At 57.1% G+C, this 25,314-nt stretch carries 20 protein-coding genes; 12 read left to right on the forward strand and 8 right to left on the reverse strand.

The window, feature by feature from the left end; translation table 11 throughout:
* Window positions 1-100 precede the first annotated feature (100 nt).
* Window positions 101-1,372 (reverse strand): MFS transporter, encoded by a 1,272-nt coding sequence (locus tag GN153_RS16515; RefSeq protein WP_159904749.1) that lies wholly within the window; start codon window positions 1,370-1,372, stop codon window positions 101-103.
* A 228-nt stretch (window positions 1,373-1,600) separates the two neighbouring features.
* On the opposite strand from GN153_RS16515, the gene GN153_RS16520 reads away from it, so the two are divergent.
* The 3 genes from GN153_RS16520 (at window position 1,601) to GN153_RS16530 (ending at window position 4,794) form a co-directional block, all read left to right on the forward strand.
* Window positions 1,601-2,851: a Fic family protein gene (locus GN153_RS16520; RefSeq protein WP_159904751.1), complete on the forward strand. Its 1,251-nt coding sequence runs from the start codon at window positions 1,601-1,603 to the stop codon at window positions 2,849-2,851.
* 530 nt (window positions 2,852-3,381) lie between these two features.
* The gene (locus GN153_RS16525) at window positions 3,382-3,522 is read left to right on the forward strand and encodes a DUF2080 family transposase-associated protein (RefSeq protein WP_159904753.1); all 141 of its coding nucleotides are present in this window, start codon (window positions 3,382-3,384) and stop codon (window positions 3,520-3,522) included.
* 3 nt (window positions 3,523-3,525) lie between these two features.
* Window positions 3,526-4,794, forward strand: a complete 1,269-nt coding sequence (locus tag GN153_RS16530) for an RNA-guided endonuclease InsQ/TnpB family protein (RefSeq protein ID WP_159904755.1) — start codon at window positions 3,526-3,528, stop codon at window positions 4,792-4,794.
* Window position 4,795: 1 nt separating this feature from the next.
* On the opposite strand, the gene GN153_RS16535 is transcribed toward GN153_RS16530, so the two are convergent.
* From GN153_RS16535 to GN153_RS16565, 6 genes are all read right to left on the reverse strand, one after another.
* On the reverse strand, window positions 4,796-5,872 hold the full coding sequence (locus tag GN153_RS16535) for a hypothetical protein (RefSeq protein WP_159904757.1): 1,077 nt from the start codon (window positions 5,870-5,872) through the stop codon (window positions 4,796-4,798).
* A gap of 141 nt (window positions 5,873-6,013) precedes the next feature.
* On the reverse strand, window positions 6,014-6,964 hold the full coding sequence (locus GN153_RS16540) for a hypothetical protein (protein WP_159904759.1): 951 nt from the start codon (window positions 6,962-6,964) through the stop codon (window positions 6,014-6,016).
* A gap of 88 nt (window positions 6,965-7,052) precedes the next feature.
* Entirely contained in the window at window positions 7,053-7,571 is a 519-nt protein-coding gene (locus GN153_RS16545) for a DUF7342 family protein (protein WP_159904761.1), read from the reverse strand.
* Window positions 7,572-7,764: 193 nt separating this feature from the next.
* Window positions 7,765-8,061, reverse strand: a complete 297-nt coding sequence (locus GN153_RS16550) for a type II toxin-antitoxin system RelE family toxin (protein WP_159904763.1) — start codon at window positions 8,059-8,061, stop codon at window positions 7,765-7,767.
* Between the two features lie 10 nt (window positions 8,062-8,071).
* Window positions 8,072-8,341 (reverse strand): ribbon-helix-helix domain-containing protein, encoded by a 270-nt coding sequence (locus GN153_RS17890; RefSeq protein ID WP_159905069.1) that lies wholly within the window; start codon window positions 8,339-8,341, stop codon window positions 8,072-8,074.
* 233 nt (window positions 8,342-8,574) lie between these two features.
* Complete coding sequence (locus GN153_RS16565) at window positions 8,575-8,838, reverse strand: AbrB/MazE/SpoVT family DNA-binding domain-containing protein (RefSeq protein WP_159904765.1); 264 nt, start codon at window positions 8,836-8,838, stop codon at window positions 8,575-8,577.
* A gap of 148 nt (window positions 8,839-8,986) precedes the next feature.
* On the opposite strand from GN153_RS16565, the gene GN153_RS16570 reads away from it, so the two are divergent.
* The 4 genes from GN153_RS16570 to GN153_RS16585 all read left to right on the forward strand — a co-directional run bounded on the left by GN153_RS16570 (window position 8,987) and on the right by GN153_RS16585 (window position 17,879).
* Entirely contained in the window at window positions 8,987-11,374 is a 2,388-nt protein-coding gene (locus GN153_RS16570; protein WP_159904767.1) for an STT3 domain-containing protein, read from the forward strand.
* An 83-nt stretch (window positions 11,375-11,457) separates the two neighbouring features.
* The gene (locus GN153_RS16575) at window positions 11,458-13,341 is read left to right on the forward strand and encodes a hypothetical protein (RefSeq protein ID WP_159904769.1); all 1,884 of its coding nucleotides are present in this window, start codon (window positions 11,458-11,460) and stop codon (window positions 13,339-13,341) included.
* 334 nt (window positions 13,342-13,675) lie between these two features.
* A complete protein-coding gene (locus tag GN153_RS16580) occupies window positions 13,676-15,118 on the forward strand; it encodes a sugar transferase (protein ID WP_159904771.1) in 1,443 nt (480 codons plus the stop codon).
* Between the two features lie 952 nt (window positions 15,119-16,070).
* The gene (locus GN153_RS16585; protein ID WP_159904773.1) at window positions 16,071-17,879 is read left to right on the forward strand and encodes an ABC transporter ATP-binding protein; all 1,809 of its coding nucleotides are present in this window, start codon (window positions 16,071-16,073) and stop codon (window positions 17,877-17,879) included.
* Window positions 17,880-18,044: 165 nt separating this feature from the next.
* Here the strand turns inward: GN153_RS16585 and GN153_RS16590 are convergent, their stop codons facing one another.
* Complete coding sequence (locus GN153_RS16590; RefSeq protein ID WP_159904776.1) at window positions 18,045-19,316, reverse strand: hypothetical protein; 1,272 nt, start codon at window positions 19,314-19,316, stop codon at window positions 18,045-18,047.
* A 217-nt stretch (window positions 19,317-19,533) separates the two neighbouring features.
* Here GN153_RS16590 and GN153_RS16595 point away from each other — a divergent pair, with 217 nt between their 5' ends.
* From GN153_RS16595 to GN153_RS16615, 5 genes are all read left to right on the forward strand, one after another.
* Window positions 19,534-20,214, forward strand: a complete 681-nt coding sequence (locus GN153_RS16595; protein WP_159904778.1) for an IS6 family transposase — start codon at window positions 19,534-19,536, stop codon at window positions 20,212-20,214.
* Window positions 20,215-21,368: 1,154 nt separating this feature from the next.
* The gene (locus GN153_RS16600) at window positions 21,369-22,256 is read left to right on the forward strand and encodes an FkbM family methyltransferase (protein WP_159904780.1); all 888 of its coding nucleotides are present in this window, start codon (window positions 21,369-21,371) and stop codon (window positions 22,254-22,256) included.
* Window positions 22,257-22,364: 108 nt separating this feature from the next.
* Window positions 22,365-23,720, forward strand: a complete 1,356-nt coding sequence (locus GN153_RS16605; RefSeq protein ID WP_159904782.1) for a sulfatase-like hydrolase/transferase — start codon at window positions 22,365-22,367, stop codon at window positions 23,718-23,720.
* A 161-nt stretch (window positions 23,721-23,881) separates the two neighbouring features.
* Window positions 23,882-24,532: a polysaccharide deacetylase family protein gene (locus tag GN153_RS16610; RefSeq protein WP_159904784.1), complete on the forward strand. Its 651-nt coding sequence runs from the start codon at window positions 23,882-23,884 to the stop codon at window positions 24,530-24,532.
* A gap of 31 nt (window positions 24,533-24,563) precedes the next feature.
* The gene (locus tag GN153_RS16615) at window positions 24,564-25,241 is read left to right on the forward strand and encodes a class I SAM-dependent methyltransferase (protein WP_159904786.1); all 678 of its coding nucleotides are present in this window, start codon (window positions 24,564-24,566) and stop codon (window positions 25,239-25,241) included.
* Window positions 25,242-25,314 lie beyond the last annotated feature (73 nt).

Here is a 25,314-nt window from a genome sequence, read left to right on the forward strand (position 1 = left end):
TCCCGACGTCAGCTCGACAGTCTCCCACCCCTACGGGGTGGGTTTCCGCGCCGTCACCGCTGAGAGACAGCGTGGACTCTACCCCCCGGGACGCTCCTCCTCAGGCGGTCGATGCGAGTCGGTGGGAGACGAGGAGCACGCCGCTGGCGAGGAAACCCATCGCGCCGGCCGTCAGAAAGACGAGCGTGTACGTGCCGAACATGTCGAACCCGACGCCGGCGAGATAGGGGGCGAGTGAGCCCGCGATCGCGAAGGTGATCCCGGTCAACCCGAACAGGGCGTTGAGGTTCTCGGTACCGAAGAGGTCCGCCAGCATGGGTGAGAGGAGAGCGATCGCGCCGCCGTAGCCAAGCCCGAAGACGACGGTCACGGCGAGCAGGACTGTTGACGTCTGTGCGAGGGCCATTCCGATGCTGCCGGCGCCGATGAACGCGCTACAGGCCGCCAGCGCGGGTGGGATCCCGACCCGGTCGGCGGCCGGGCCCACGAGGAACTTGCCGGCCACGTTCATCCCGCCGAGGACGCTCACCGCCAGTACGCCGGCCTGCCGACCGATGCCCGCGCTCGTCGCGAACTCCACCATGTGCGCGGCCGGGATGCTGATCGGAATCCCGATGAGCATGTACCCGAGGAAGGCCAGCGCGAAGGCGCGGGACGTGGCGATCGCGGCGACATCGTCGAGCTGGGCGCGCCAGGAGCCCGTCGAGTCCGTGGTGGGGGTCTCGGTGGGGAACTCGCGGCCGGTATCTAAGTCCATCGCGGCCGGGTTGTCGTCGATGAGGAAGGCGACGAGCAAGAGCAGCGCCACCACGAGGACGGCCAGGCCCAGATAGGCCTCCTGCCAGCCAAACCGGTCGATCAAGGCCGACGCCAGCGGCGGCCCGACGACGATCCCCACCCCGGCGCCCGAGGTCGCGACGGCCGTCGCGAAGCCGCGGCGCCGCTCGAACCACCGGGGGATCGTAGCGTAGGAGACCACGTACACGACGCCCAGTCCCGCCGCCGTCACCACGCCGTAGGCGAGGACCACGCCCAGAAAGGTTGGCGCCTGGCTCACGCCGACGAGCCCGGCGCCGACCACGAGCGCGGCGAGGGCAAAGAGCCGCCGGGTGCCGTAGCGGTCGATGACGAACCCGAGGCCGGCCGCGCCACCGAAGGTGACGACCGTTTGTAACGAGAGGACGAGCGCGGTGCCGCTTTGACTGCGCTGGAACGCGTCGGCGATAAACCCGAAGAAGACGCTGAAGGAGTACATCGTCCCGAAGGTGATCATCGCGCCGATGAAACAGCCGGCGACGACGACCCACCCGTAGTACACCCGGGTGCGCGCCAACCGCGTCCGGACCGTCCGGTCGAGTCCTGACCAGGCCATCGTTCCTCCGATCCAAGGCCCCACTAATTGAACGCCCCGGTTCTATTCACTTTATTGACCTGATCCAGGGCAGCTAAGGAAGCTCTCGGCAGAAGGAATTACCTCAGATGCAGTTCGGCGTGTCTGGACAAACTAACCTGTGACAACCATTTACTCAGAGACGATCTGAGCCGTCTAGGAAAACGATATTGGATAACTTTTTACTTAGATCGGGGGAACAGATAGATAATGAAAGACGGGTACCTCATCGATACGCCTGCGCCGGGGGTATACCGGCCGGTCGATTCGAGTACTGGCGTTCCCTTTTCCAAGTTTTACAAGCCGGACGAGTTACCGCCGGAGATTGAGCTCTCCGATGACGTCATTCAGGCCTACGGCCGTGCGATGCACTCACTTGGTCGACTCGATGGCTTCTGGAGTGAGATCGAGAATCCCCAGGCTGTCTTCGGCCTTTTCGTCTATAAGGAGGCCGAACAGTCTTCACAGGTTGAGGGGACCCGCGTCACGGTTTCAGATATGTATAAGCAAGGGGAGGATTCGAAGGATGTCCGCGAAGCGCGGAATTATGCATCTGCTCTGAGGGAGGCGGCGAAACAGCTGTCAGAACGCGGACGGTCCCGAGAGGCCCTCTCGAATGAGTTGCTACAGGACCTACACAGCGAACTGATGGAACAGGGCCGGACTGACGAAGAAGACCCGCTTCCGGGCGAATTTCGACCGAACTACGCGTGGATTGATGAATCGACCGGTATCGGAACCCGAATCCGCTTCGTTCCGCCGAAACCCGAGATCGCCGCGTCGAGAATGGGGAACTTTGAGGAATATATGCAGTCTGAGGGGGCGTATCCCGACCTGATCGATATCGGGATTTTACATTACCAGATCGAAACAATCCATCCGTTCGTCGACGGGAACGGCCGCGTCGGTCGTCTACTTATTGTGCTGTTGCTGATGGCATCGGGCATCTTGCTCCATCCGCTGTTCTACCTCAGTTCCTACATTCGCCGGAACCGGGACGAATACACGGACCGGCTCTTGGCGGTTAGCGAGGAGGGAGCGTGGAACGACTGGATCCTGTTCTTCCTCACGGGGATCAAAGAGCAAGCAAACGAGGCGTTCAGCCGGGCGAAACTCCTCCTTCACCTTCACAAGCAATACCAGGCGACGTACGCCGATGCTCGCCCGTCTGTCAAGGCTCTTCTTGGGGCTATCTTCACCGAGCCCGTATTCACCGTTAATCGTGCGTCGGACATGATCGATATGTCGTATCCGGCAGCGAATCAAGCGATATCCGTTCTGGAAACTGACGGAGTTCTCCGAGAGCGGACGCAGAAGGAGCGCTACCGGGAGTTCCAAGCGGACGAGGTCCTAAATGTATTAAACAAAGACGCGGATGAGATCCCGTCGCCGGAGGCATTGATTGAGGAAGAAGAGAAGCGGCTTGACGATATCACTCATCAGAGTATCGACATTCACTGACTGTTCCGGAAGAGTCCAGGCGAAATCCCTGCTCTCTCCGTGAGGCGAGATGTTCCGACCCCAGTCGATACCTCACCGATGTCGAGATGCTCTCCCCGGATCGTGAGGGGAGTTCGATATGGGCTACGCGACTGATACGACATGGTCGCAACGCTCGAGCGATCTGTCGCCCGGATGCGAGTGGGAGTGACTGCACCGGAACTGTTAGCTGAATGCAGGCGGTAAGCCCCCTTCCTCAAGGAGCAACGCAGGCCGAAGGCCGAGTAGCGCAGTAGGGAGGGGATACACCGCCGACATCATCGTCAATACACTATTCGGCCTTGTTTAGACGCGGTGCAAATCGTCTTCTACGGCCAGTATCCAAGCACCGAAGTTCGGTTCAGAAGTACTCCCGGACTGGTTCTGTTCAACAGGCACAGCTACTAATCGACTCTTCCAGATGCGTCTAAACAAGGCTCACTATTCTATTCCCAGCCCACAGGCCAACGCACCGATACACTTATGTTGAAACAAAGTTTAAACACGGGGTGATGGATAGGTACGAAATCAAAGGCCACGAAGTCATCGAGGGCGAGGTAAAAGCCACCGGCAATGGCGCACACGTCCTCGTCCCAAAACGGTGGCGTGGCGCAGACGTGAAAATCGTCAGGATCTCTGAGCCTGACGAGTAACCGATGAACTACAACTACAGGTATCGCCTCAAGCCGACAGAAGACCAGCGCGAGACGCTTGACTACCACCGCGATACCTGTAGACAACTCTACAACCACGCCCTGTACCGTTTCAACCAGATTCCCGAAGACGAGGGCACCGTCAACCAGCGTGTCCGCAAAATCCGTGACGAGCTCCCCGACCTCAAAGACTGGTGGGACCCACTTACCGACGTATACTCGAAGGTGCTTCAGCCCACCGTCATGCGGCTCGCCAAGAACATCAAAGCTCTCGGAAAGCTCAAAGAACAGGGCTACAAGGTTGGTGGACTTCGGTGGAAGTCACCGCGGGAGTTTCGGAGTTTCACGTACAACCAGTCTGGCTTCGAACTCGACAAGAAGAGTGGGCAGACTGTGTTGTCGCTGTCGAAACTCGCAGACATCCACATCGAACTTCACCGACCGCTGCCGGACGACGCCACGGTCAAGGAAGTCACACTCAAAAAGGAGAAAACTGGCGAGTGGTTCGCTATCTTCGGTATCGAGATGGACACAGAACCGCCAGCCAAGCCACCGCTGGAGAATATTGACACTGACGAGATGGTCGGGATTGACGTGGGCATTCTGAAGTATACCCACGATACAGACGGCACAGCGGTCGAATCACTCGACCTCTCGGAAGAACGCGACAGGCTCGAACGAGAGCAACGGAAACTCTCCCGGAAAGAGCATGGGTCGAACAACTGGGAGAACCAACGTCGGCGTGTTGCTGAGTGCTATCTCGACATCAAGCGCAAGCGGCGTGATTTCCTGCACAAACTCTCGAACTACTACGCTCGGGAGTACGAACTGGTGGCCGTCGAAGATCTCAACGTGAAAGGGATGCTCGACTCACTGCGAAACAGTCGCAACACGGCGTCGGCGGCGTGGAACACGTTCGCGAGTATGCTCGAATACAAGTGCGAACGCGAAGGGACGCACTTCGTGGAAGTTGACCCCGACGGAACCACCAAAGAGTGCGCTCAGTGCGGCGTCGAAACCGACAAACCGCTGTGGGTACGTGACCACTCCTGTCCGGCCTGTGGCTTCGAGGCGGATAGAGACGTAAACGCAGCGTGGAACATCCTTTCTCGCGGACTTACCGACCTAGGAGTGGGGCACTCCGAAGAAACGCCTGTGGAGACTGCGCTCCCTGCGGGAACCACCCCGGTTCCTGCAAAGCGCGTCGTGGAAGCAGGAAGCCCCTGCCTCAAGGAACGAGCGGCTACGCCGCGAGTGAGTAGGCAGGGGTAGTTCACGACAGATGTTCCCAGACCGTCGTCGGATCCGTCTCGTTCAGTTCGGCGTTCGTCTGCATCTTCCGCAGTTCGGTGATACACCGTTTGGCCACTAACGGATACACGTCCGCAGGGGTGAACGACACATCGAGAGTCATCAGTTCCGGCCAGTTCTCGGCCCACATGTCTTCGACAACTCGGGGATACAGGTCGTCGTTCAGATGGAGGCCAAACTCACGGTCTTCCTCGATGACCATCGTCCGGATCTGTTTCCGGATCCGCGCCGGCGTACAGTAGCACGCAACCACGTACTCGGCACCCGACTCGGCGTTCTCGGGACGGCGGCCGAACTGTTCGCGGTTCAACTCCTCGAACTCCTCGCGGACGAGCTTGGCGCGACGAGCGTATTCGTCACTTCGCGCGACGACACCCTCAACCGTCACCTCGGATGCCAGTGACGACGACGGGAAGGTGTACGACTCCGGATCGAGGCCGTCGCTGGGCGTATCGAGGATCTTCGCAGGGACGAACGAGGCCTTCGTCGGGGCGTCCTCGAGACGGATCCGTTCGAAGATCTCCCACGCTGTTTCCAGCGGGAGGAACCCGTCGAACGTCTCCTCGTACGGGTTCTCCGGTGGCGTCATCGTCTCGATTGCTGTATACGGGAGCACGTCGAACCCGACGAGTGCCGGTAGTTCGCGCTCGGTGTACCCGTAATCGAGTGTGGAGTAGACGAGATTCTCCGCATAGACGACCAACGGTGAATCGTAGTCGTCATGGTATTCACGGAGACCCGCCGTCTCGATCCCATCGCGAAGACAGCGAACCGCCCGGTGGAGCGCACCGTCGATCGCTTCGAGATTATCCCGATGTGAGCCCCTGATCGCCTTGCGAGTCCCAAACACGAGACTGCCATCGCCGTCCGCGGCAGATTCGACCTGCTCAGGGTAGACCTCCGGGTACCGGTCGTCGTACAGCGTGAATCGGAACCCACTCCCGTCGAACTTCTCGAGGAGCGTGAGGTCATCAGCCCCGAATAGCGACTTGTCGACGACCGGGTGATCGTAGCGTGGTATTTTCGGATAGACCTTCATCGTTCCTCCAATCTCGGGTCACGTCAATCTCTGGGGCACCGTACAGTTACCCACTCCGTCGAGTTGATAAACGGTACGGCGGTTAGAAGTATGATACCATTTAACAAGGCTGGGCTGTGTTCGCTTCTTGGAGCTTGTGGACTAACCGGTGTCAGAATCACTAGTCCACGCCGCAAGTTCCGGGAAGCAGGACGCGCAGAACTCGACGACGTTCCCACGTTCAATAACGTCAGAAACGGTCTGTCGCTCTTCATCAAGCATCTCCCGGAGTTCCTCGTCTTCCTCACCGCCCAGCGGATGGGTTCCACGTTCGTACCCGCACTGCGGAGCATCCGCTCTGTGGATGACCGAAGGCTTCGTATTCCCTGTCTCGGAGAACCGGTGTTCGTGTTCGACCTGTGCCTGAAGGACCTCGTCGCCGACCTGTTCACGAACCGCCGAGAGTTCTTCAGGCTGTATCGTTCTGAGGTCGGAAACGTGCGCCATGAACGGCTCTGCCTCTATCGCCTCGCTGAACGAGGCATACGCAGCCCGCCGAATCGGCATATACGAGATGCGAAGCCGCCCAGCGGCCGAGCCGACGTGTGCGCGGACCGCGCGTGCCCGGTACAACAACGACGTATACGACTCATGCACTGAATCGATCTTCCACTCTGAATCCAGGTCGTGGCGAGTCGATAACGCGAACACGACTCCTTCGACACCCGGTTCGCCGAGGATCCCGTTATCGCCCCGTTCTCTTTCGAGTCGACGGTCCGTTGCGTACGCCGGGAAACATTCGATACACGGATCGATGCCGCGTTCAAGCGCCTCGTGGTGTGTGAGGAACAGATGGCGAGATCCCGCCGTCTCGTTCTCACGGTCATTGTCAGACTCTACCGGCATTCCCCCTCTTGTCACGATCTCGCCGTCAGGAACTGTCGGTGGCTCCCTGTCAGCAATCTTTTCTGCGTCGTGGAAGCCGTGGAACGTGTCGAGGCGTGGCTGTCCGTCCTCCTCGAACTCGAACCACCACTCTACCGCGACTGGCGCGTCGAGCGGCGGTGTTTCCTCATTCAGCGGCGGGAGTTCCGCTGGCTCCGATTCCGTCATACTTGATGATTCGTCTGACGGCTCATAAGTCCATAACTGGACGCCATCGACCCGTCCCCAACCAAGCCGCTATCCGCCGGTGCCATCCTTAGCTGTGCGACGGGGCCGTCGCTCCAGCGGCCTTTTGACGGGCTCGTTCGTGGAGGCGACGCTCCTCGATGGCGGTGGCCCAGTCCCCGAGGTCCACGTATATATCGTCAACCTGCTCCGCATCGAACTCGAGCACATCGACCTTCGCGGGTGAATCGGCGCCATAGTCGTCGCGGTACGCCTCGATCCGGTCGGTCAGCTCCGACACGCGGCGCTGCAACTCCTCGACAGTGTGTTCCTGTACCAGCTCGTTCACCCGCCGCCACTCGAAGTAGTCGTCGTTGCGTTCGTACCTGACCGGTCGCCCCTCGTGCCGGATGACAATGCCGAGGTCGGTGTAGAAGGACAAATGCGTCCGCGCGGATTCTTCCGAGCAATCGGCTCGTTCAGCAATTTCAGCGGCCGTCATCGGCTCCCGGGCGTGTAGCACCGCCCCGTACACGCGTTGTACCGTGTTCTCGCCTTCGAACGGTCTCTCGAACGGGGGTGGGCCGTCGCGGCGAGGGTTGTCCACCACATACCCACCAACGAGAACAGCACAAATATTTCTTTCTTCGACTAAAATATATTGACCGCCCTGCTCGCCGTCGCCGCACACTACCGAATTCCGATTCCATGGTCGTAGTTGCACGCGCTTGACGAGCGAGTGCGGGGTGCTGCGAGGTGAGAGCGGACCCGGACAGTGGCATCCGTTGGCGGGTAGTTTCAATTTACTCGTCTCGCCAGGATTCCCAGACCTCCCGGTACTTCCCAAGTTCGCGGTACTCTTTCTTCCGCTTGAATGCGTCAATCGCGTATATCGTCTCGTTGTCCTTGTCCCAGTCGATCAGCACGCGGAAGTCGCCGACGCGAAGCTTGTAGCCAGGATGGTTCTTCAGCCGGTCGAGAAAGTGATCCGGGAAGTCACTGATGTCTTCCAGCTTGTTGATGATCCGTTCGGCGTCCTCGGTTTCGAACTGCTCCAGCGTTTCGACCAACGTTTCAGTCAGCGCGACCTCGTGAGCCACGCTTAAGCCCTCAGTTTTCGTCGATACCGAGGCGCTCCCGGGCCTCGTCCGTGGACATCGTTCGCCCCGCCGCCATGTCCGCGTAGCCCTCGGAGACACCCTCCTGCGCACCGGGCGTCAGAATCGGCTCCGTAGTGTCACGCAGGACCTCACGAATGAACTCCGAGCGGTTCGTGTACTCCAGTTCCTCTGCGAGTTCGTCGATCTCCTCGAGAAGGCCCTTCGGGACCTTCACGTTGAGCTTTACCATCTCTCCGTCGTCATTCGTGTCCGTGCTCATATGTCGTGGTACTCGCGTGGTACTCATAGACCTGTCGCTCACTTCCTGTTGGACTTCGTTTTCGTCCATATCGAACCGCTCGGGATGTTTGAGGAGTGTCTCGTGAAACTCGGTCAGTGTCGCGACGGAGACAATGATCTGATACTTACCCTCTAATTCCTTGACAACGATTTCGTGTGGGACGCCGGTCGCAATAACGGCGGAGATGAGTACGTTCGTATCGAGAACCGCCTTCATCCATCGGAGCCTCGCGCCTCGTGGACCAATTCGTTGACCTCCTCCATCGAGAGATCCACCCTCTCGGCTCGCTTCTCGACCCGCCGTTGGAACTCTTCGACGGACGGCAGGTCGAGTTTCTTCAAGACGAGTCCGTAGTCGGTCGGCACGAGCATCAACTTCGTCCCCTGTTCGAGCCCGAACTGCTCGCGCAACCGGCTGGGGATCGTGATCTGTCCCTTCGATGTCACGGTGGTTATTTCAGGATCATCGGCACTCATCGGGTACTCCTGTGTAAGAATTCCTTACGCAACGGCTTGCATCCACCGACCGTCACTCTGGGTTTTCCGCTCAGTACCCGGTGTTTCCCCGTGCCCGATACGGACCCGGCCCGATGGGTTTATGCGCCGGACGGAGATGAAACCCTACATGAGCGACGCCGAGCGGGTCGCCGCCCTCCTGGACGAACGGCCGGACCTGGCGGACCCGCTGGCGTCACTACTCGACGTGGATGCGGAACTGGACACCTGGACGTTCGAGGACATCCCCGTCGAATCCGGCCCGTTCGGCGAACTCGTCGGCCGCGGCATCGTCGAGAAAGTCGACGGGGAGTACCGGCTGGCCGACCCCGAGGCCGTCCGGGCAACCCTCGACCGCAGCGAACCCGCAGATGCGATTGACGGGGCTACCGGGAACGGAGATACGAGCTCGCCGGCTGTCAGCAGCCCTGACGTCGACCTCTCGCTCCCAACCCTCGCGGTCGACCGTCGGCTCCTCCTCACGCTGGGGGGCGTCCTGCTCTTTCTCGCGCTGACGCGGACTGTCTTTGCCTTCCCCAGCGTGTTCCGCGACCAGGTGGTGCTCTCGGGGAACGACCCCTACTACTACCGGTACTGGGTCGAGCAGCTGCTGGCCGGGGGCGGCGACCTCTCGCCCTCGGCGTTGCCGGGCGTGGTCGCGAAGGGGGAGCCGCTGATGGTGACGACGCTGTGGGCGGCGAGCGCACTGCTAGGCGGGTCGGTGACCGCCGCGGGCTGGGTGCTCGCATGGTATCCCGTCGTCTCCGCGGTCATCGCAGGCGCGGCGCTGTACCTGGTGACGACGCGAGTCACCCGGGACCGTCGGGTGGGGCTGGCCGCGGTCGTGATGCTCGCGACCCTCCCTGGACATGGCTACCGGACGAGTCTCGGCTTTGCCGACCACCACGCCTTCGACTTCATCTGGCTGGCGCTCGCGTTGCTAGCGTTGCACAGCGTGCTCGCCCGGACCGACTCCTGGCGCGACGCCGGGACGTGGCTCGCAGCTGGTGGGTTGGGCGTTGCGGTCGCCGCGCAGGTACTGTCCTGGGAAGCGGGACCGCTGCTCATCGCGCCCATCGCGGTGGCCGCCGCGGCGCTCGTTCTCGTCGATGTCCGACTGGAGCGGGACCCGCTGCTGTGGGGCCTGCCGCTGCTCGTGGGGCTCGGGCTGGCGAGCCTGCTGACCGTGGGCGCCCACGAGACGTTCAACTGGCACACCGACGTGGTCACCGCGGCGCCGCCGTTGCTCTTCGGGGGTGTTGCCGTGGTGGTCGTCCTCGGAACAGCCGCCGCCCGGACGGGCCTCTCCTGGCGCGTCGTCGCCGGGGGGTACGTCGCTGTGGCCGTCGCCGGGCTGCTGGGGGTGCGCTACGGGCTGCCAGACTTCTGGGCCGAGGCGTCGAGCGGCGTCCAGCGGATCGTCGCGCCCCGCGATATCGTCGAAACCGCGCCGCTGTTCGGCGAGGGCGCGGGCTGGCTGTTGCTGTTCGGGCTCCTGCTCGTGGTCGGCGTCGCCTACCTCGCGTGGGCCACCCGGGCGCTTGCTGGTGGGGACCGGCACTGGGCCGCTCCGGCCGCCTACGCCTGGATACTGCTTGGCTTGAGCTTCTTTTCGATCCGGTTCGGTGGGGAGACCTCCATCCCGCTCGCGGTCTTCGCGGCGCTTGGCTTCGTCCACATCGCCGAGCGGGTCGACCTGGCGAACCGGCCGGCGCCGTTCCGCGAGGCCGGGGGCGCTCGTGCGCAGGCCGACGGTGGACGCCGACCCGGGGATAACGAGTCGCTCGTTGATTTCTCGTGGCCCGACGGCCGGGCCTTCGCGTCATTGCTGGTGCTCGGGCTCCTGCTCTGTGGGCTCGGGCTGATGCAGGTGCCCATCAAGACCGGCCAGCTGACGATCACCGATGAGACGTACGAGACCGCAACCGAGATCGACGCCTACGCCGCCGGCCAGAATCTCTCGGACTCCGAGAGTTACGTGCTGAGCCAGTGGGGGCGCAACCGCGTCTACAACTACTTCGTCAGCGGGGAATCGCAATCATTCGGCTACGCCCGCCAGCAGTATCCACAGATCCTCAACGCCGAACCGGGGTCGGCCCCACCCGGAAGAGTCGGCTTCGTCGTCGCCGACCCCGCGGGCAACTGGTCGGAGGGTTCGGTCCACGACCGGCTGATGAGCTACGGCGAGGGCGCCTCGGGGCTGGCCCACTACCGGGCCGTCGCGCGCGCCGGTGAGACGCGTGCCTTCGCCGCCGTTCCGGGCGCGAACGTGACCGGGGAAATAGAGGCGAACGTGACGACGGCGACGCTCGTGACCGACGTCCGCGTGCCGGGCTGGGAGTTCGCCTACGCCCGCGAGACGAGCGTGACGAACGGCTACTTCGCCACACGCGTCGCCCACCCCGGCCAGTACCGCGTGCTCGCCGACGGGCAGGAACGGGAGACGCTGGTCGTCCCCGGGGACGCGGTGCTGAACGGGACGCGAGTCGACGCCGGGCAGGCCGGCGGTGAAGGCTGATGGCCGCCGAGGGGGAGCGTGAAGGCGGACACGAATTCGGGGGCGTACGCTGGCGTGACAGCACCCGGTGGCGAGCGCGTGCGGTGCGGGTCCGCGACCTGGTCTTTGGGGACCGGGTCGGGCTGGCGGTCTTTCTGGGGGTGGTATGCTTTGCGGGGCTGTACTGGCGAGCGGACGTGTTCATCACCGACAACCTCACGCTGATCGAGACGCTGTCGGCGATGAGCGAGGGACAGCTGTGGGTCGAACCCGCGACGGGCAACTACTTCGACGCGCCGGGGACGGTCGTCCAGGACGGGCTCGTGTACGGACGCAACTACGGCCAGCTCGCGCTCTCGCTTCCTGTGTTGTGGCTACTGCAGGGGGTCACTGCGGTCGCGAACCTCCACCTTGCGCTGACGGCGCTGTGGCACCTGGCGCTGCTTGGTCTCATTCTTGTACTCGGGCGTGTGTACGGCCGCGAGCGACTCGCGCGGCTGGGCGGGGCGGCCGTCGTGGGTGTCTCCTTTCTTGTCAATCTCACGTTGCTCAGGCAGTTTCTTGACCCGTCGCTACCGCTGATCGCCCTCCAGATTTCGACGCTGCTGGCGGCTGGACTGGGTACGGTGCTGTTGTATCGGTTGCTGGCCTGGCAGCATAACCGTCGGCTTGGCGTGTTGGCGGGCGCAGCGGTAGTTGTCGTCTCGCCGGTGGGGTTCTGGGCGACGATTCCGAAGCGACACGTCTTGGTGGCGACGCTGTGTGTGGCCGTCCTCTATCTGTTCGCGCGCAGCCGGGAGCCGAGCGGGCGGTCGTGGCCGCTGGTCGGCGCGGTGCCCGAACGCCGCGCGCTGATGTACGCCTGTATCGCGCTGATCACGTGGGTGCACGCCGCCGAGGGGCTGTTCGTGTTCCTCGCGGTGGCGGCCTTCGACCTGCCGACCGCGCCCGCGAACGACCGCCGGACGCTCGCCTTCCTGGGTGTGGTGTTCGGACTCGCGATGGTGCCCTTCTTCGTGACGAATCTGCTGGTGGCCGGGAGTCCGGTCGAGCCGCCGCGCGGCCTCTACTCCCAGGGGCTGGCCGCCGACCTCGGCGGTGACGGTGCGGCTGGTGGTGGAAGCGGAGGGGGCGGTGGTGGCAGGGGGAGTGGTACCGGCAGAAGCGGTGGAGGTGGCACCGGATTCATCGACGGCCTCGTCGGCACCGTCACCGGCTTCGTCTCCGATTTCTTCCTCGTGACGGCTGCCGCCTACGTCTTCTCGTTCGTTCTCGGGATCGTGACGGACGGGCTGTCCGCGGTCGGCGACACGCAAACCCTCTACCACGCGTTCGTCCGCAGCAGCGGCGAGGCCATCGGCGGTAACCCGCAGTTCCGCGGGATCAACCTCGCTGTTCTGGAGTCGATGCCGCTGCTCGGCGCGCTCGGCGGCGCGGTTGCTGCCGGCGGGAGCTGCGTGGCAAACGGCTCACTGGAGCGCCTGCGCGGCGTGACCGCCACGGACGGCCTGGCCGTCGGGATGTGTCTCGCGCTCGCGGTCATCTACCTCGACCGACTGCCGCTGCAGGTCCAGATCAACGCCCGGTACGTCCTGCCGGTCTACCCGCTTGCGCTCTACCTGGTTGCCCGGATGGGGCCCGTCAGGCGGATCGTCGATATTGCCCTCGGTCCGATACTGTGGACCTATGCCGCGGGGGTGCTCGTTGGAACCCAGTTGTTCGTCGTCTACGTGGCTGTTCGGGGGCTCTCGGTCGCGGAGGCCGCGCAGACCCACGCACTGGTAGGGATCCTCGCGGCCGTGCTCCTCTTCGTGGCGCTTCTCGCGTATCTTGCCGATGAACGGCTCCAGACGCCCGCGGCGGCCGCGCTCGGCTTCGCCGCCGCGACAGGGACTGCCTTCCTGTTGCTCACCGGGCTGGACTACTTCGGCTTTCTCGGAAACTACGTGTTGCCCGTCGCCGGCGCCGTCGTGGACGCGTTGGCGTGAATCTCGTGTTTTTTTGATGAAGGGGCCTTGGGATCGGGTAGCCTGAGAGTAGTAAGAACACCCCGGCTGCTCGGGAGAGCGCCGATCTCCCGAACCCAGCGTATTCGGAAGATGCGGATGTCTTCCGCAGCCATCAGAATCGCGGTGCGGTTCTGAGGATCCGGAACCGCTGTGAACGTCTCTTTCAGCCCCACCCGGCACGAGTGGTTTAAACGGATGGAGCTGGAAGGCCAGACTGGTCTATTTGCTGGATTGAATCGTCTTTTCGTTGGAATACAACTGGCTGTGAGTATGACACAGGACTTATACTCGGTCGTTCAGTTTGAGGGAACGAATGACCTCCGGGTGGCGGTACCGGTTCGCTAGCGTTTCGGGGGCGGTCGTGCTGACCGCCGTCGCCGTGACGGTGGCGAACTATCCGGCCATCCAAGACGCCTTCGCGATGGTCCCTTTCCTCGGTCGGCCCGCGCCGACCGTCCTCTCGAACGGGGAACTCACCTTCGCGCTGTTGACGATGCTGGCGGCCGTGTTCGTGACCGTCTGGCCTCTGTTCAAACCCCAGCCCCGACGGACTCTCGATACCATCTTTCTCACGGAGAAGCGCCTCGGCGTTGCGCTGTTGGGGATGGCCGCGCTCGGTTACTTTGACTACACGTTCCGGCTCCCGCGGAGTACGCTCCTGCTGACTGCCGCGGCACTGTCCGCCCTGTTGCCGGTCTGGATGGTCGCAATCCGGCGCCGCCCCTCCCAGCAGTCCCGGGCGGTGCTGGTCGGCGACGACACCGAGGCGATGCGGGACCTGCTTGAGGCGACCGACCTGCCCGTCATCGGCTACGTCGCGCCGCCGAGTCCCTATCAGCGTGAGGGGGCGCCCTCCCGCGGGATGGCTGACGGGGGGCGGCTGGAGCAGACGAGTGCCTTCGGCGAGATGTCGCGACTGGGCGGTCTGTCGCGGCTGGAGGAGGTGCTCGTCGAGGAGGACGTCGACACGGTACTCGTGGCCTTCGCGGAGTCCGACCGTGCGGAGTTCTTCGGCGCGCTGGATACCTGCCACGAGTACGGCGTGTCAGTGCTGGCGCATCGGGCGCACGCGAATCACGTCTTGACACAGGGGATCAAGGACAGCGAGGAACTGGTCGAAATCGACCTGGAGCCGTGGGACTGGCTTGACCACGTCGCTAAGCGAGCTTTCGACGTGGCGTTCGCGGGCGGTGGGCTACTCGTGCTCTCGCCGGTGATTGCGGTTATCGCCGTCGCGCTCAAACTTGACTCACCGGGGCCGGTGTTGTACAGCCAGGAGCGAACCGCGGAGTTCGGGGATACGTTTACTATCTCCAAATTTCGGAGTATGGTGCCGGATGCGGAGTCCGAGACTGGTGTGAAGTTGTCTGAAGAGGACGCTGGTGGCGTTGACCCGCGGGTGACGCGGGTGGGAAAAGTGTTACGACGGACGCACCTTGACGAGATCCCCCAACTGTGGTCTATTCTGATGGGTGACATGAGCGTGGTCGGCCCACGTCCCGAGCGGCCGGAGTTGGATGCGGACATTGAACGCGGTGTTGAGGATTGGCCCAGCCGGTGGTTCGTCAAGCCTGGGCTGACGGGCCTAGCACAGATCAACGACGCGACCGGCCACGAGCCCGACCGGAAGCTACGCTACGATCTGGAGTACATTCGCAAGCAGTCATTCTGGTTCGATGTTAAGATCGTGATCCGGCAGGTCTGGCAGGTATTGGGCGACGTGGTGGCGACTATCCGGTCGCGGAGTTCCGAGTAACGACCCTCTTGCTTGGCAGTACGGCACCGACCGGTGTGCTGTGATCCGATTTGAGTATAGTATCGTGGCGCAAATGTCGGCAGCTGAAATTTGATCCGTCACGACATGTCTTCTGGATGTCATAATCTACTTCCTTGATCACTAACGAGTTCACGTCGATTAAGACGGTCGTCTTCAGCGATTACAAGGACCAGTTCGCGTGATCACGGCAGTGATAGCTCGTTTGATCACGCTCGAAGCCGATTTCACCAATGCTGCTTTACATTCTAGCCCGCCTATCCGCCGAGGCACAGAGCGGGAGGCGGGATTTACACATCCGGTATTCTTGTTCCAGTCGACGGACGAAACTGTAGTGCGGCGGCTTGTTGAACTCAAACACGGCGAGTACACTGGATATCTCGTCGAGGTAGTCCTGAGTCTGATGGAGACTTTATTCTAGCTCGACGTGGAACAGAATCAACGCGATATGTGCCTACTTTTTGAACCCGCTGCCACCGTCCGGGGCAGGGGTACGTCTGGCTCATCCACATGCTGCTTGGAAAATTTCGACACATCCAGCCTAGCTATCTGAACGATGCCACATCGACAGACTACGTTCATTTTCTGGCCAATCCGACGAGCTCTTTCTATGAGAGCGTTTGGGACTGCGGTCAATCGGCGGCAAAACACGCCGAGTACACTCAGACCACCGTTCCCTTATCGAAATTAGCCCGGATACGTTCTTTTGAAGACGCTTTGTGAGGGAATGAGAATAGACCTTCTGGGTATTCCGCTATTGCGGTAATCACTCCCGCCGTTTGAGCCCGTGAATAGTACCGTGAGTTCGGTGAGGCTGTACCTCATTTACAACATCAAACAGTGCGTCAAGCTGTGAAACCCTCCTCCATGTAGCGATTTACTGGAGCCCAACAGACCAACGCTGATATATGTCGGCAGTAAAATCACACGAACAATGAGCGATGGGGGAGTGACTGACCGTCGGGAACAACTCCGGGCACTGGTTCGGGTGGCCCGGTACCGTCCGGCGTTCACTGCGGCGATTGTTGGGGCGGGAGTATTTGCGGCTGCGTTGGAAGCAGTTGGGCTGAGCTTCATCCTGCCGATCGTTGAGATCGTCCAATCTTCCAGTGATCCCGCGGCCGAGGCCGATGGCGTGCTGGGTATGTTTGTGGCAGTCTACCAGACGTTAGGTATCCCTTTTACACTGGGGTCGGTTGTGGTCGGGGTGAGTCTGGTGCTGGCTGTCCGCTGGACGTTAACATTTATCGTGCGATGGCTTCGTGAGTCGCTCGCATTCAACTACATGCGGGATCTACAGACCCGATCATTCGACAATGCTCTTGATGCGTGCATTGAGTACTTCGACCACGAAGGATCAGATGACATTCTGAATGCGATCGTGACACAGGCCGAGTACGCGGGACGGGTCATCCGGCATGTCGTTGTTTTTCTTGAACAGTTTTTGCTGAGTCTCATGTATCTCGTGATCGCATTCGTGATCGCGCCATTGCTGACCCTATTCACTGCCGTGTTCCTCGGTGGGCTTTCGGTCGTGTTTCGGTACGTTCTGGAACCAGGATATGATATCGGTGACCGGGTGGCCGACGCGAATGAGCGAGTTCAGGAGGCCGCCCAGGCTGGCACTCAGGGTATCCGGGATACCAAACTGTTCGGACTGCAGAGCGAACTCTTTAGTGACTTTTTGGATGCAGTTGGTCAGTTCGCTAAATCAAGTATCAAACTCCGTCGGAACCAAGAGGCAATCAAGAGTTTTTATAGCCTTCTTACAGCAATCTCGGTATTTGCTTTGATCTACTTGGCTATAGCTTTCATGAACATGTCACTGGGGTCGCTCGGTGTTTTCCTGTTCGCGATGTTCAGACTCGGTCCGAAAGCGAGTGCTCTCAACTCGAAGTTATACCAAATCGAAAATACCCTCCCGCACTTGGTCCGGACACAGCAGTTCATTGACGAACTTGAGCGGAATCAAGAACTAGACGTGGATCGAGAACCGGTTCCCGAATCGGTGGAGTCGGTCGAGTTTGACGATGTGCGATTCTCGTACCAAGGACAGGATGACGAGGCTCTGGCGGGCATTTCGTTCAAGTTCGAAAAAGGTGATTTTATCGGTTTCGTGGGTCCGTCTGGTGCAGGGAAATCAACCATTGTGTCACTACTAACGCGCCTGTACGAGCCAGATACGGGGAACATTCGAGCGAACGCTCGCTCGATACACGAGATGGATATTAACGAGTGGCGGTCCCAGATTGCGGTTGTCCGGCAAAATCCGTTTATTTTCAACGACACCCTCCGATATAACCTCACCATCGGAAATCGGGATGTGTCGCGGGACGAATTGGATGAGGCAGCACGTATTGCACATGTTGATGAATTTTCCCAGGATCTGCCCGATGGCTACGACACCCAACTAGGCGACGATGGGGTACGTTTGTCTGGCGGTCAACGACAACGTGTGGCCTTGGCACGAGCATTGCTGAAAGAGGCTGATGTACTGGTTCTTGACGAAGCGACGAGTGATCTTGATTCGGGTCTTGAGAAAGATGTGCAGAAATCTATCGAAAACATGGACCGAGATTACGCAATTGTCGGAATTGCCCATCGGCTGTCCACAGTCATGAATGCAGATCGAATTTATACTGTCGATGATGGAAAAATAATTGAGGCTGGCCGTCATGAAGAACTCATTGAAACTGATGGCCAGTACGCTGAACTATACAATATTCAGTCACAGAGTAACTGAATATTCGTCTACGATGTCTATTTATCCTTAATTGGGTTCAGACATGCTGGTGAAACCCGCGGTGAGCGATGCCTCAGCTTTCCATATAACACGTAGAGATAAAACTCAAACACGAATTGACGGATAGTACTGCCGGCACAGATGTAGTCTGAATTACCTATAAAGTTATTCATGAACCCGCTCTCTTCGATTAATCGCCTCGCCCAGTGCTTCCACGAACCTACCCTCGCTTTGGGCCCTTGTGAACTCTTGAGCAAGACTATCCGGCACTTGGAGACCGTCAGTTTTGTACGCCTCGCTGAGTCCTTGCACTATGCTACTTTTGTTCTCAAGGTCGACACAGATCCCGATTCCCTTGCTATTCACAAACTCGTAACTAGCCCATCCTGGCCGACTTAGGCAGAAAATTGGAGTCTGGCAGCCGACGTAGTCCCACATCTTTTGCGATATGTTGTATTGATCCCTTGGACGGGTTGCATTGAGGTATATAGCAAAGTCGGATCCCATTACATAAGATAGAGCTTCGCTGACTTCTACCCAACCTGGGGACACGATATAATCGTCTAAGATTTGTTTGTGCTCCCTACTCCGGGGGGAATCTCCCAAGAATATGACTTGAAATGAGTCAGAAGAAATATTATTCCCAACAATAAATTCTGATAGGCCCTTAAGAAAGGAACTGATATCATATCCTTCAGTGTGAAGCGTTCCAGCGTACGTAAGAGTAAATTTACTGAATTGTTTCGGTTCTGTATATTTTGCCTTTTTTTCATCAAATCCCATGTATCCTAAGCTAGTGATTTTTGACTTCAGTTCGGGATATTTATCCTCAAAGTAACTTTCGGGGATTTGTAACCCCTCGTAGTACGTAAGCCTGTCACATTGGTTGATACAACGCTTCTCTAAAATCTTATTTATAGTATTAGGCCCTTCGGGAAAATAGATCGGATTATTCAGCCAAGGGTCTCGATACTCTATTATCCATGATAGGGTTTCAATCTCCTTAGACAAAACATAACCCAATACGTTGGTTGTGAAGGGGTACGTTTGTGTAACTAAGGCTGACGGGTTTTCTGATTTGAGAATTTTCTTTAATTTATGATAGGTCGTAGGAGCGAATTTTAATATCGGATCGATTGGTGAAAGTTTGTCGATAAGGCCCGCAACGGACGAAAGGCTATCCGTGAGCGTTGACCTGTTACCTGGTCTATCTTCGTCTATAGCTGAGTCTGGTCGGCCATAATCCTTTCTTATTTTGGGCCCATGGTATTGTACCTCACCACCACCGATCGCTACCCGCTCACTATGGTACGACAATGCGTGACTTACCACGATAGGCCGATACCCTGCTTCAATCAGTTTAGAACATCGATATGCGAGTTTTTCAGGACGGCTCCCTGTTGAGGGATTTGGTCTCACAGTTGTCAGGATTATCACCGGTTCCAAAGTAAAATCAGACATAGACAATAGTACTGCTACTGATTGCGTAGATTTAGTACCTGACAACAAAACCGTTTTGCTATGTGAGTGCGCGTGTGTTATGTCCTCTTCTGAATTCCAAAACTTAGGGACCAGATGACTAACATTAACTCACAGGGGGCACTGTCTAGTTGAGAGAGTTTGAGAAGCGAGGAGGCCGTAGCGAGAAGTGTCCATGCAACTCGTAGACCTCCTCAGCGAGACGTTAGATGAGGACAGTCAAGACGTTTGGGAGAACGAGCGCACGCCGACACCCGCCCGGCGATTTGGGGTGCGTCTCCACTCGTTGGGGCTGTTGATCAGGGAGACGGTGGCAATCTTAGAATTGTTGGGTGTCGACCGCTCTCACGGTGCGGTCTGGAATTGGGTGCATACACTGTCTGAAGCACAGAGCGACCCGCCGACGGCGACGCCGTCGCGGGTCGCGGTCGACGAGAAACAGATCGAGGTTGGCGGCGAAAAGAAGTGGCTCTACGCCGCTGTCGACATCGAGTCAAAACTACTGCTCGAAGTCGACGCACTCAGCCACCCCGGGACTGACCCCGCGGCGGCGTTCCTGCATCGACTCACCGAGAAACACGATGTTGCCGATTCAGTGTTTCTCGTCGATGCTGGTGGCTATTTGACTGCCCTGTCACGTCACGATTTGAGCGGTCGGCTTGACTATCGAATGCGGAACCACATCGAAAAGTGGTTCCAAACTGTGACCATGCGAATCGACCGCCTTCACGCCTTCTGGAGGGACAGTCAATCCAGGGCGAAACAATGGTTACGACGCTTCAGATACCACTACAACCACGAACGACCAAACCAAGCGCTTGATGGAACAACGCCAGCTGAGGTCATCCAGAACTAGACAGTGCGTCACAGAGATTAGTATAAGCAGTGATACACCTCTGCCGCCGTGAGTTTCGGGTTCATTGCTGTGAGGAGGTGTTCCGTATTGTCAACAATATTGAATAATAGCTCTTTCGCGCTGCTTTCGCCTGGCGCCAACAGACTCTGTTGGATACTTCGGGTGCATAGGAGGATGGGTATTCAACAAGCAGGTTGTCGGAGGCGGCCTGCTTCTTGAGATCCCTTGTGATGAAATACGGTGCGTTGTCTAAGAAGATCAAGAACTTCTCACCGAAGCGGTGCGGAATACTCGTAGGGAGTGCTCCTGACCCCGGTAGCGAATGAGCTGGGCGTCAGCACGGCAAAGTGCTTGCCAGCGTCAGTGATGGCACCGAGCATACTGATTGCTTCTCGTCCGCGCGAAACCGCAGTTTCTATTAGGAATCCTCCAGAACCTCGCCGGTTTCTGAGCCGTTGTAACCACTTTCGTAGGAAGCTCAATTACCCCAATCGTATTGTCGGCTGCCTTCAGCGTCGGTTTCTTAATTGACTACAGTTGGATGTTTTATTTGCGGGATCGGATCTGTAGTGATACAGTTGGCTGTCTGGCGGGACAGCCCGGCCATTGAGACGGTAAACATGCGCATATGAACACGCAACCATGGGTGACGATGCGTGGGCGAACAAGCGTGAGTGACCAGGTTGGATTGTCGCAGGTGGTATCTGCCGGCGACGCTGCACGCTTCGCCGTTAGTTCTTTTTATTGTTCAGCGGGTGGCTGTGATGGGTGACCGGGCTCGAGAGCGTCGCTGAGTGGAGTCATCTCCCGCTCGGCGACTCCTCCAGCCAATTGTAGCCAGTTCGTGCAGGAACACCGGTGACTCTTTGATTTCATAGAAAGTGAAGCCTGCATTGTCGAGAAGTGCAACGCTCAGTTGCCTGGCTGCTTTCGCGCCGGTCACCCTCGCAGTTGCTGTCGCAACTGCTTCGGCTCGATACTGACTAACCTAATCCTCTCATGCATCATGACTCTACTACTCGTCCATAATATACCAATCAAGTAACATTAACCACAGCATATATGATTATAATTTTACTCAATTTGGTCCCCATCCGTATGGAAGACCGGAACAGTGATGCCGGACCTTATCCTACTAAAGAACACGTGATACGATGGCTAGTTCTCTTTCAGAACTAATCTCATCCGCCTATCAGGTTCAGAGGAATGATGGTACTCGTGCTTTGATAAAGAAATTAGATAATCGAATAGAGCGTTATCTGAAAATCAAAAAGGCTGAGAGGAAAGACAGCTTGGAATTAGAATGTAACAGCACCAATGTAATATTCGACACGACTACCCTCGTTTCTAAAGACTGGTTTTATCCGAGATATTTAGACGGAACATTACACGAACCAGAGATAACGAAAGAATTGATAGATTCGCTTGGGCCGGATACTGTTTTTTATGATATCGGCGCACTGGTAGGCTATTATACAATTTTCGCGAGTGAAATATGTAAAGAGGGGAAGGTACACGCATTTGAGCTTGATTCTCAGTACTTAAATGCGATTCAAAAAAGTCTCGCCAGAAACGGCACTGATGCGATTCTCAACCACAAAGCTATTTCTCATGTGACCGGTGAGAAACTGGGTTACTCAGGCGATGTAGGGTTTGCATCGATCAATAAAGATGAGAACACGGTACAAACCTGTTCTGTCGAAACCATTAGTTTGGACGAATACACTAAAAATAATGCATACCCTGACATTATGAAAATAGATATAGAAGGTTTTGAATATAACGCGCTGAAAGGATCTAAGGCGGTATTTGAAGCAGGATATCCGAAAAAATTGTTTCTCGAACTTCATCCGCCGAAAATCCGCTCGTATGGGGGGAGTATCCAGGAAATATTGTCAATACTGAAATCCAATGATTACGAGTGCAAACCAATAGCCTATCATAGGGGGGATAAAAAAGGAGCTAGAGCGGTTACTACCGATGACATCAATAAGATGGAAAACGTTATGATCATCTGTACCAGACCTGACCACCCATCTTGAGATGATAGCCAGATATTTATCCACTTCCAATTGTTCATTCCGATCTGCCAACCGTTGGCTTCACCCATGTCACGCTAGGCCACCGTACAAGATAATATGACTAAAAACATGGACGTCGTCTGGATGATTTTTGACTCACTTTCTTTCGAAGCAACACCGTTTCATAAAGACGGTCCGAATACCATGCCTAGACTTGCTGAATTGGCTGGTGACAATGCTAAAATCTTTGCGAGAGCGTATGCGCCCGGCCCAACGAGTCCGTCATCTCACGGGTCATTTTTTACCAGCGAGTTGCCTTCGAAAACCGGGATGCACGAAGCTCATCCGTACTTCGATTTCAACGGCCCGACTATTGTTTCGGAACTCTCTGAATCTCACTACACCCATCTGATATCGTCAAATCAATTCCTATTTAATGGTCTTGATGAGGAATTTGATGATACCGAACGTCTCGGGATTTGGAGCCCAACATTTTCTGCTGGAACAAATCCGATGGAGTTCGACCTGAATAAAAATGGAATAAAAAAGTACTTTGACTTCCTCATAGCGAACGGCACACCAATTAGGTCACTACTCAATGGAATCCAGTACAAGACTCGTGATCACTGGGGAGCAGCCGGAAACTATGCTAATGACATCAACGAGTACCTGTATGACTCGGTTGTTGACAGCGATGATGATGCGTTTGCCGTAGCTAATTACATGGACGTACATCCTCCGTTGACTGCTAGTGATGAGGCTGTGGCGAGATTCGCGCCAGACTGGTCACGTGATGAGTTACCTATCGGGGTCCGAGGGAGAGAGGTATACGAAAAATACCAGTCAGACACTGAATACACAGCTGAGGACATGTATGCATTATATAAAGCGGCAGTTTGGGACCTCGATCGTAAAGTCGCGCCACTCGTTAGAGATATGCTTGAACGCGACACGTTGGTAATAGTCACTGCAGACCACGGTCACGGATTTAGGCGGGATACTGAATTTGAAGATCGGAGGATTCACGTCCCCCTCCTTGTTTTCTCTCCCGAAAGCAACGGCCAGGTGCGAAATGAAACAGTGAATCTCAGGTCGTTACCGAAGACCACGCTAGCTGCCCTTGGCCGTGATACCGGTGGGTTCCGTGGCACGAATCTGCTAACTCAATCCAGGTCACAGCTATCCCTCACCGAATTCGTATATGACGACCAATTTGGGGTGCGACCAGTGCCACCGGATGAAAACGGGAAACACACCGCAGGACCAGGATCACTCAATTACCGCATCACCGGGATAAGAGACGGTACCCGTGTAGATTACGACGGTAGCCGATATCCTGTGGTGACCGGTAACGACCCCGATGACATCGTACGAATCAAGAACGATTTGAAAAATATACACGAAGAGGGTGTTAATCTCGGTGAAACCGCTCCAGAATACGACAACGCTACCGAGGAGCACCTCAGAAAACTTGGATATTTGTGACTCGAACCAAGCAGATGGCAAAGCGAATCATGTCGGCTGTGAGTCCACTTGTTTCACCGTTCCTTCGAAGTGGTCCGCTTGTTCTCAACTATCATGCTGTTGGCAACCCGGACCGCCCGTTTTCGATTAGCGTTGATCGGTTTGAATCCCACGTGAAGTTGGTGGAAGAGTCCGAGTACACCGTCCGTACACTCTCCGAACTCGTTTCTGACGGGTTTCCTGAGTCTTCGGTAGTATTCACTTTTGACGACGGGGACGAAACGCAGGTAAAAAACGCTGCACGGATTTTGGATTCGAAGGGCCTCAGTGGAGTGTTCTTTTTAACAACACAGTGGCTTGGAACCTCAGATTATATGAGTTGGCGGCAAGCCAGAGTACTTGCAGAGAATCATGAGATTGGTGCGCATACTCGGACTCATCCCGACCTCTCTGAGCTGAGTTGTGACAATCTCGTTGATGAAATCATCGGTTGCAAGAATGAGCTTGAGCGGGAACTTGAAACGCCTGTTGATCACTTCGCTTATCCATACGGGCAAGAAGACCACATTTCTCAGACTGCAATTAGCATCGCCAAGGAAGCTGGCTTCAGGTCAATAAGTTCCACAACCGGATTCCTCCCCGGCGAGATCCGCTGTTTTGACCCGCGCACGCCCGTTCTCATAGAGCGGATTCCCGTAGATGATGCAACACCTACCGAATTCGAACAGTTACTTGCACAAGAGAAGTTAGGCCCGAATTTCGTCTACGCCAAGCTTGACCCCAGACACAAACCTGACTCCTTTTATGAGAACTTTCGGAAACAGACCCGATGAGGTTTAATACCCAGTGGCTGGTTTCCACACTATGGTTGACACTCCTCGGTGGGCGAAGGCACAACAAGCAGAGGCAAATCACGAGACTCACCATTCTGGTTTCCGTGATCCACACCACGCTGAAGCGTATTTCAAGGAATTCTGGAATAGTACGATTGAGTCGATTGAAGATGAGTCCGTCTTGGCCGTTGGAGCCGGGACTGGCATAATCCATACGGTGGAACAACCTCGCATACAGGTCGCTGTTGATCCCTTGTACGCAATTAGTGATATTGACTTGACTGGGAGCCGAGCGTCCAATATCACAGGCGCTGGTGAAGCCCTGCCATTTCCCGAGGCCAGTTTTGACACAGTTATATCAAACAATGTGCTAGATCATACTCAGAAGCCACGAGCAGTGCTGCAGGAAATCGCGAATGTTATCAAAGACAAAGGCCGATTTCTCTTAGTAGTAAACACGTTTGACCTTCCCGGATTCATCAGACAGAACTTGAGGTTAATTGACACACCCCACCCTCATCATTTCAGCACATCCGAAATTGAACAGCTACTCGTAGATTCTGGCTTCGAGATCACCTACTCCTCTTCCGAACCCAGGTTTACTAGTGACAGCATCCCGCAACTCATTACCGAAGGAAAATTCAAGAAAGCAGGTGGAAAGCTGTCCCGGATAAATCTGTACACCGCGGTATGTCATCCTAATAAATAATATAATACGAGTGCACAAAAACAAGCGCATATAAGTGTCCTGGGAGACAAAAATCAAAAATGTACTCCAGGTG

Source organism: Salinirussus salinus, assembly GCF_009831455.1.
GTDB lineage: Archaea > Halobacteriota > Halobacteria > Halobacteriales > Haloarculaceae > Salinirussus > Salinirussus salinus.

Bases quoted from the DNA above. Each gene is read 5' to 3' on its own strand.
- GN153_RS16585 (WP_159904773.1), top strand. From the start codon at position 16,071: ATGAGCGATGGGGGAGTGACTGACCGTCGGGAACAACTCCGGGCACTG.
- GN153_RS16565 (WP_159904765.1), bottom strand. From the start codon at position 8,838: ATGAGTGCCGATGATCCTGAAATAACCACCGTGACATCGAAGGGACAG.
- GN153_RS16605 (WP_159904782.1), top strand. From the start codon at position 22,365: ATGGACGTCGTCTGGATGATTTTTGACTCACTTTCTTTCGAAGCAACA.
- GN153_RS16530 (WP_159904755.1), top strand. From the start codon at position 3,526: ATGAACTACAACTACAGGTATCGCCTCAAGCCGACAGAAGACCAGCGC.
- GN153_RS16515 (WP_159904749.1), bottom strand. From the start codon at position 1,372: ATGGCCTGGTCAGGACTCGACCGGACGGTCCGGACGCGGTTGGCGCGC.
- GN153_RS16535 (WP_159904757.1), bottom strand. From the start codon at position 5,872: ATGAAGGTCTATCCGAAAATACCACGCTACGATCACCCGGTCGTCGAC.
- GN153_RS16570 (WP_159904767.1), top strand. From the start codon at position 8,987: ATGAGCGACGCCGAGCGGGTCGCCGCCCTCCTGGACGAACGGCCGGAC.
- GN153_RS16595 (WP_159904778.1), top strand. From the start codon at position 19,534: ATGCAACTCGTAGACCTCCTCAGCGAGACGTTAGATGAGGACAGTCAA.
- GN153_RS16600 (WP_159904780.1), top strand. From the start codon at position 21,369: ATGGCTAGTTCTCTTTCAGAACTAATCTCATCCGCCTATCAGGTTCAG.
- GN153_RS16540 (WP_159904759.1), bottom strand. From the start codon at position 6,964: ATGACGGAATCGGAGCCAGCGGAACTCCCGCCGCTGAATGAGGAAACA.
- GN153_RS16615 (WP_159904786.1), top strand. From the start codon at position 24,564: ATGGTTGACACTCCTCGGTGGGCGAAGGCACAACAAGCAGAGGCAAAT.
- GN153_RS16520 (WP_159904751.1), top strand. From the start codon at position 1,601: ATGAAAGACGGGTACCTCATCGATACGCCTGCGCCGGGGGTATACCGG.
- GN153_RS17890 (WP_159905069.1), bottom strand. From the start codon at position 8,341: ATGAGCACGGACACGAATGACGACGGAGAGATGGTAAAGCTCAACGTG.
- GN153_RS16525 (WP_159904753.1), top strand. From the start codon at position 3,382: ATGGATAGGTACGAAATCAAAGGCCACGAAGTCATCGAGGGCGAGGTA.
- GN153_RS16580 (WP_159904771.1), top strand. From the start codon at position 13,676: ATGACCTCCGGGTGGCGGTACCGGTTCGCTAGCGTTTCGGGGGCGGTC.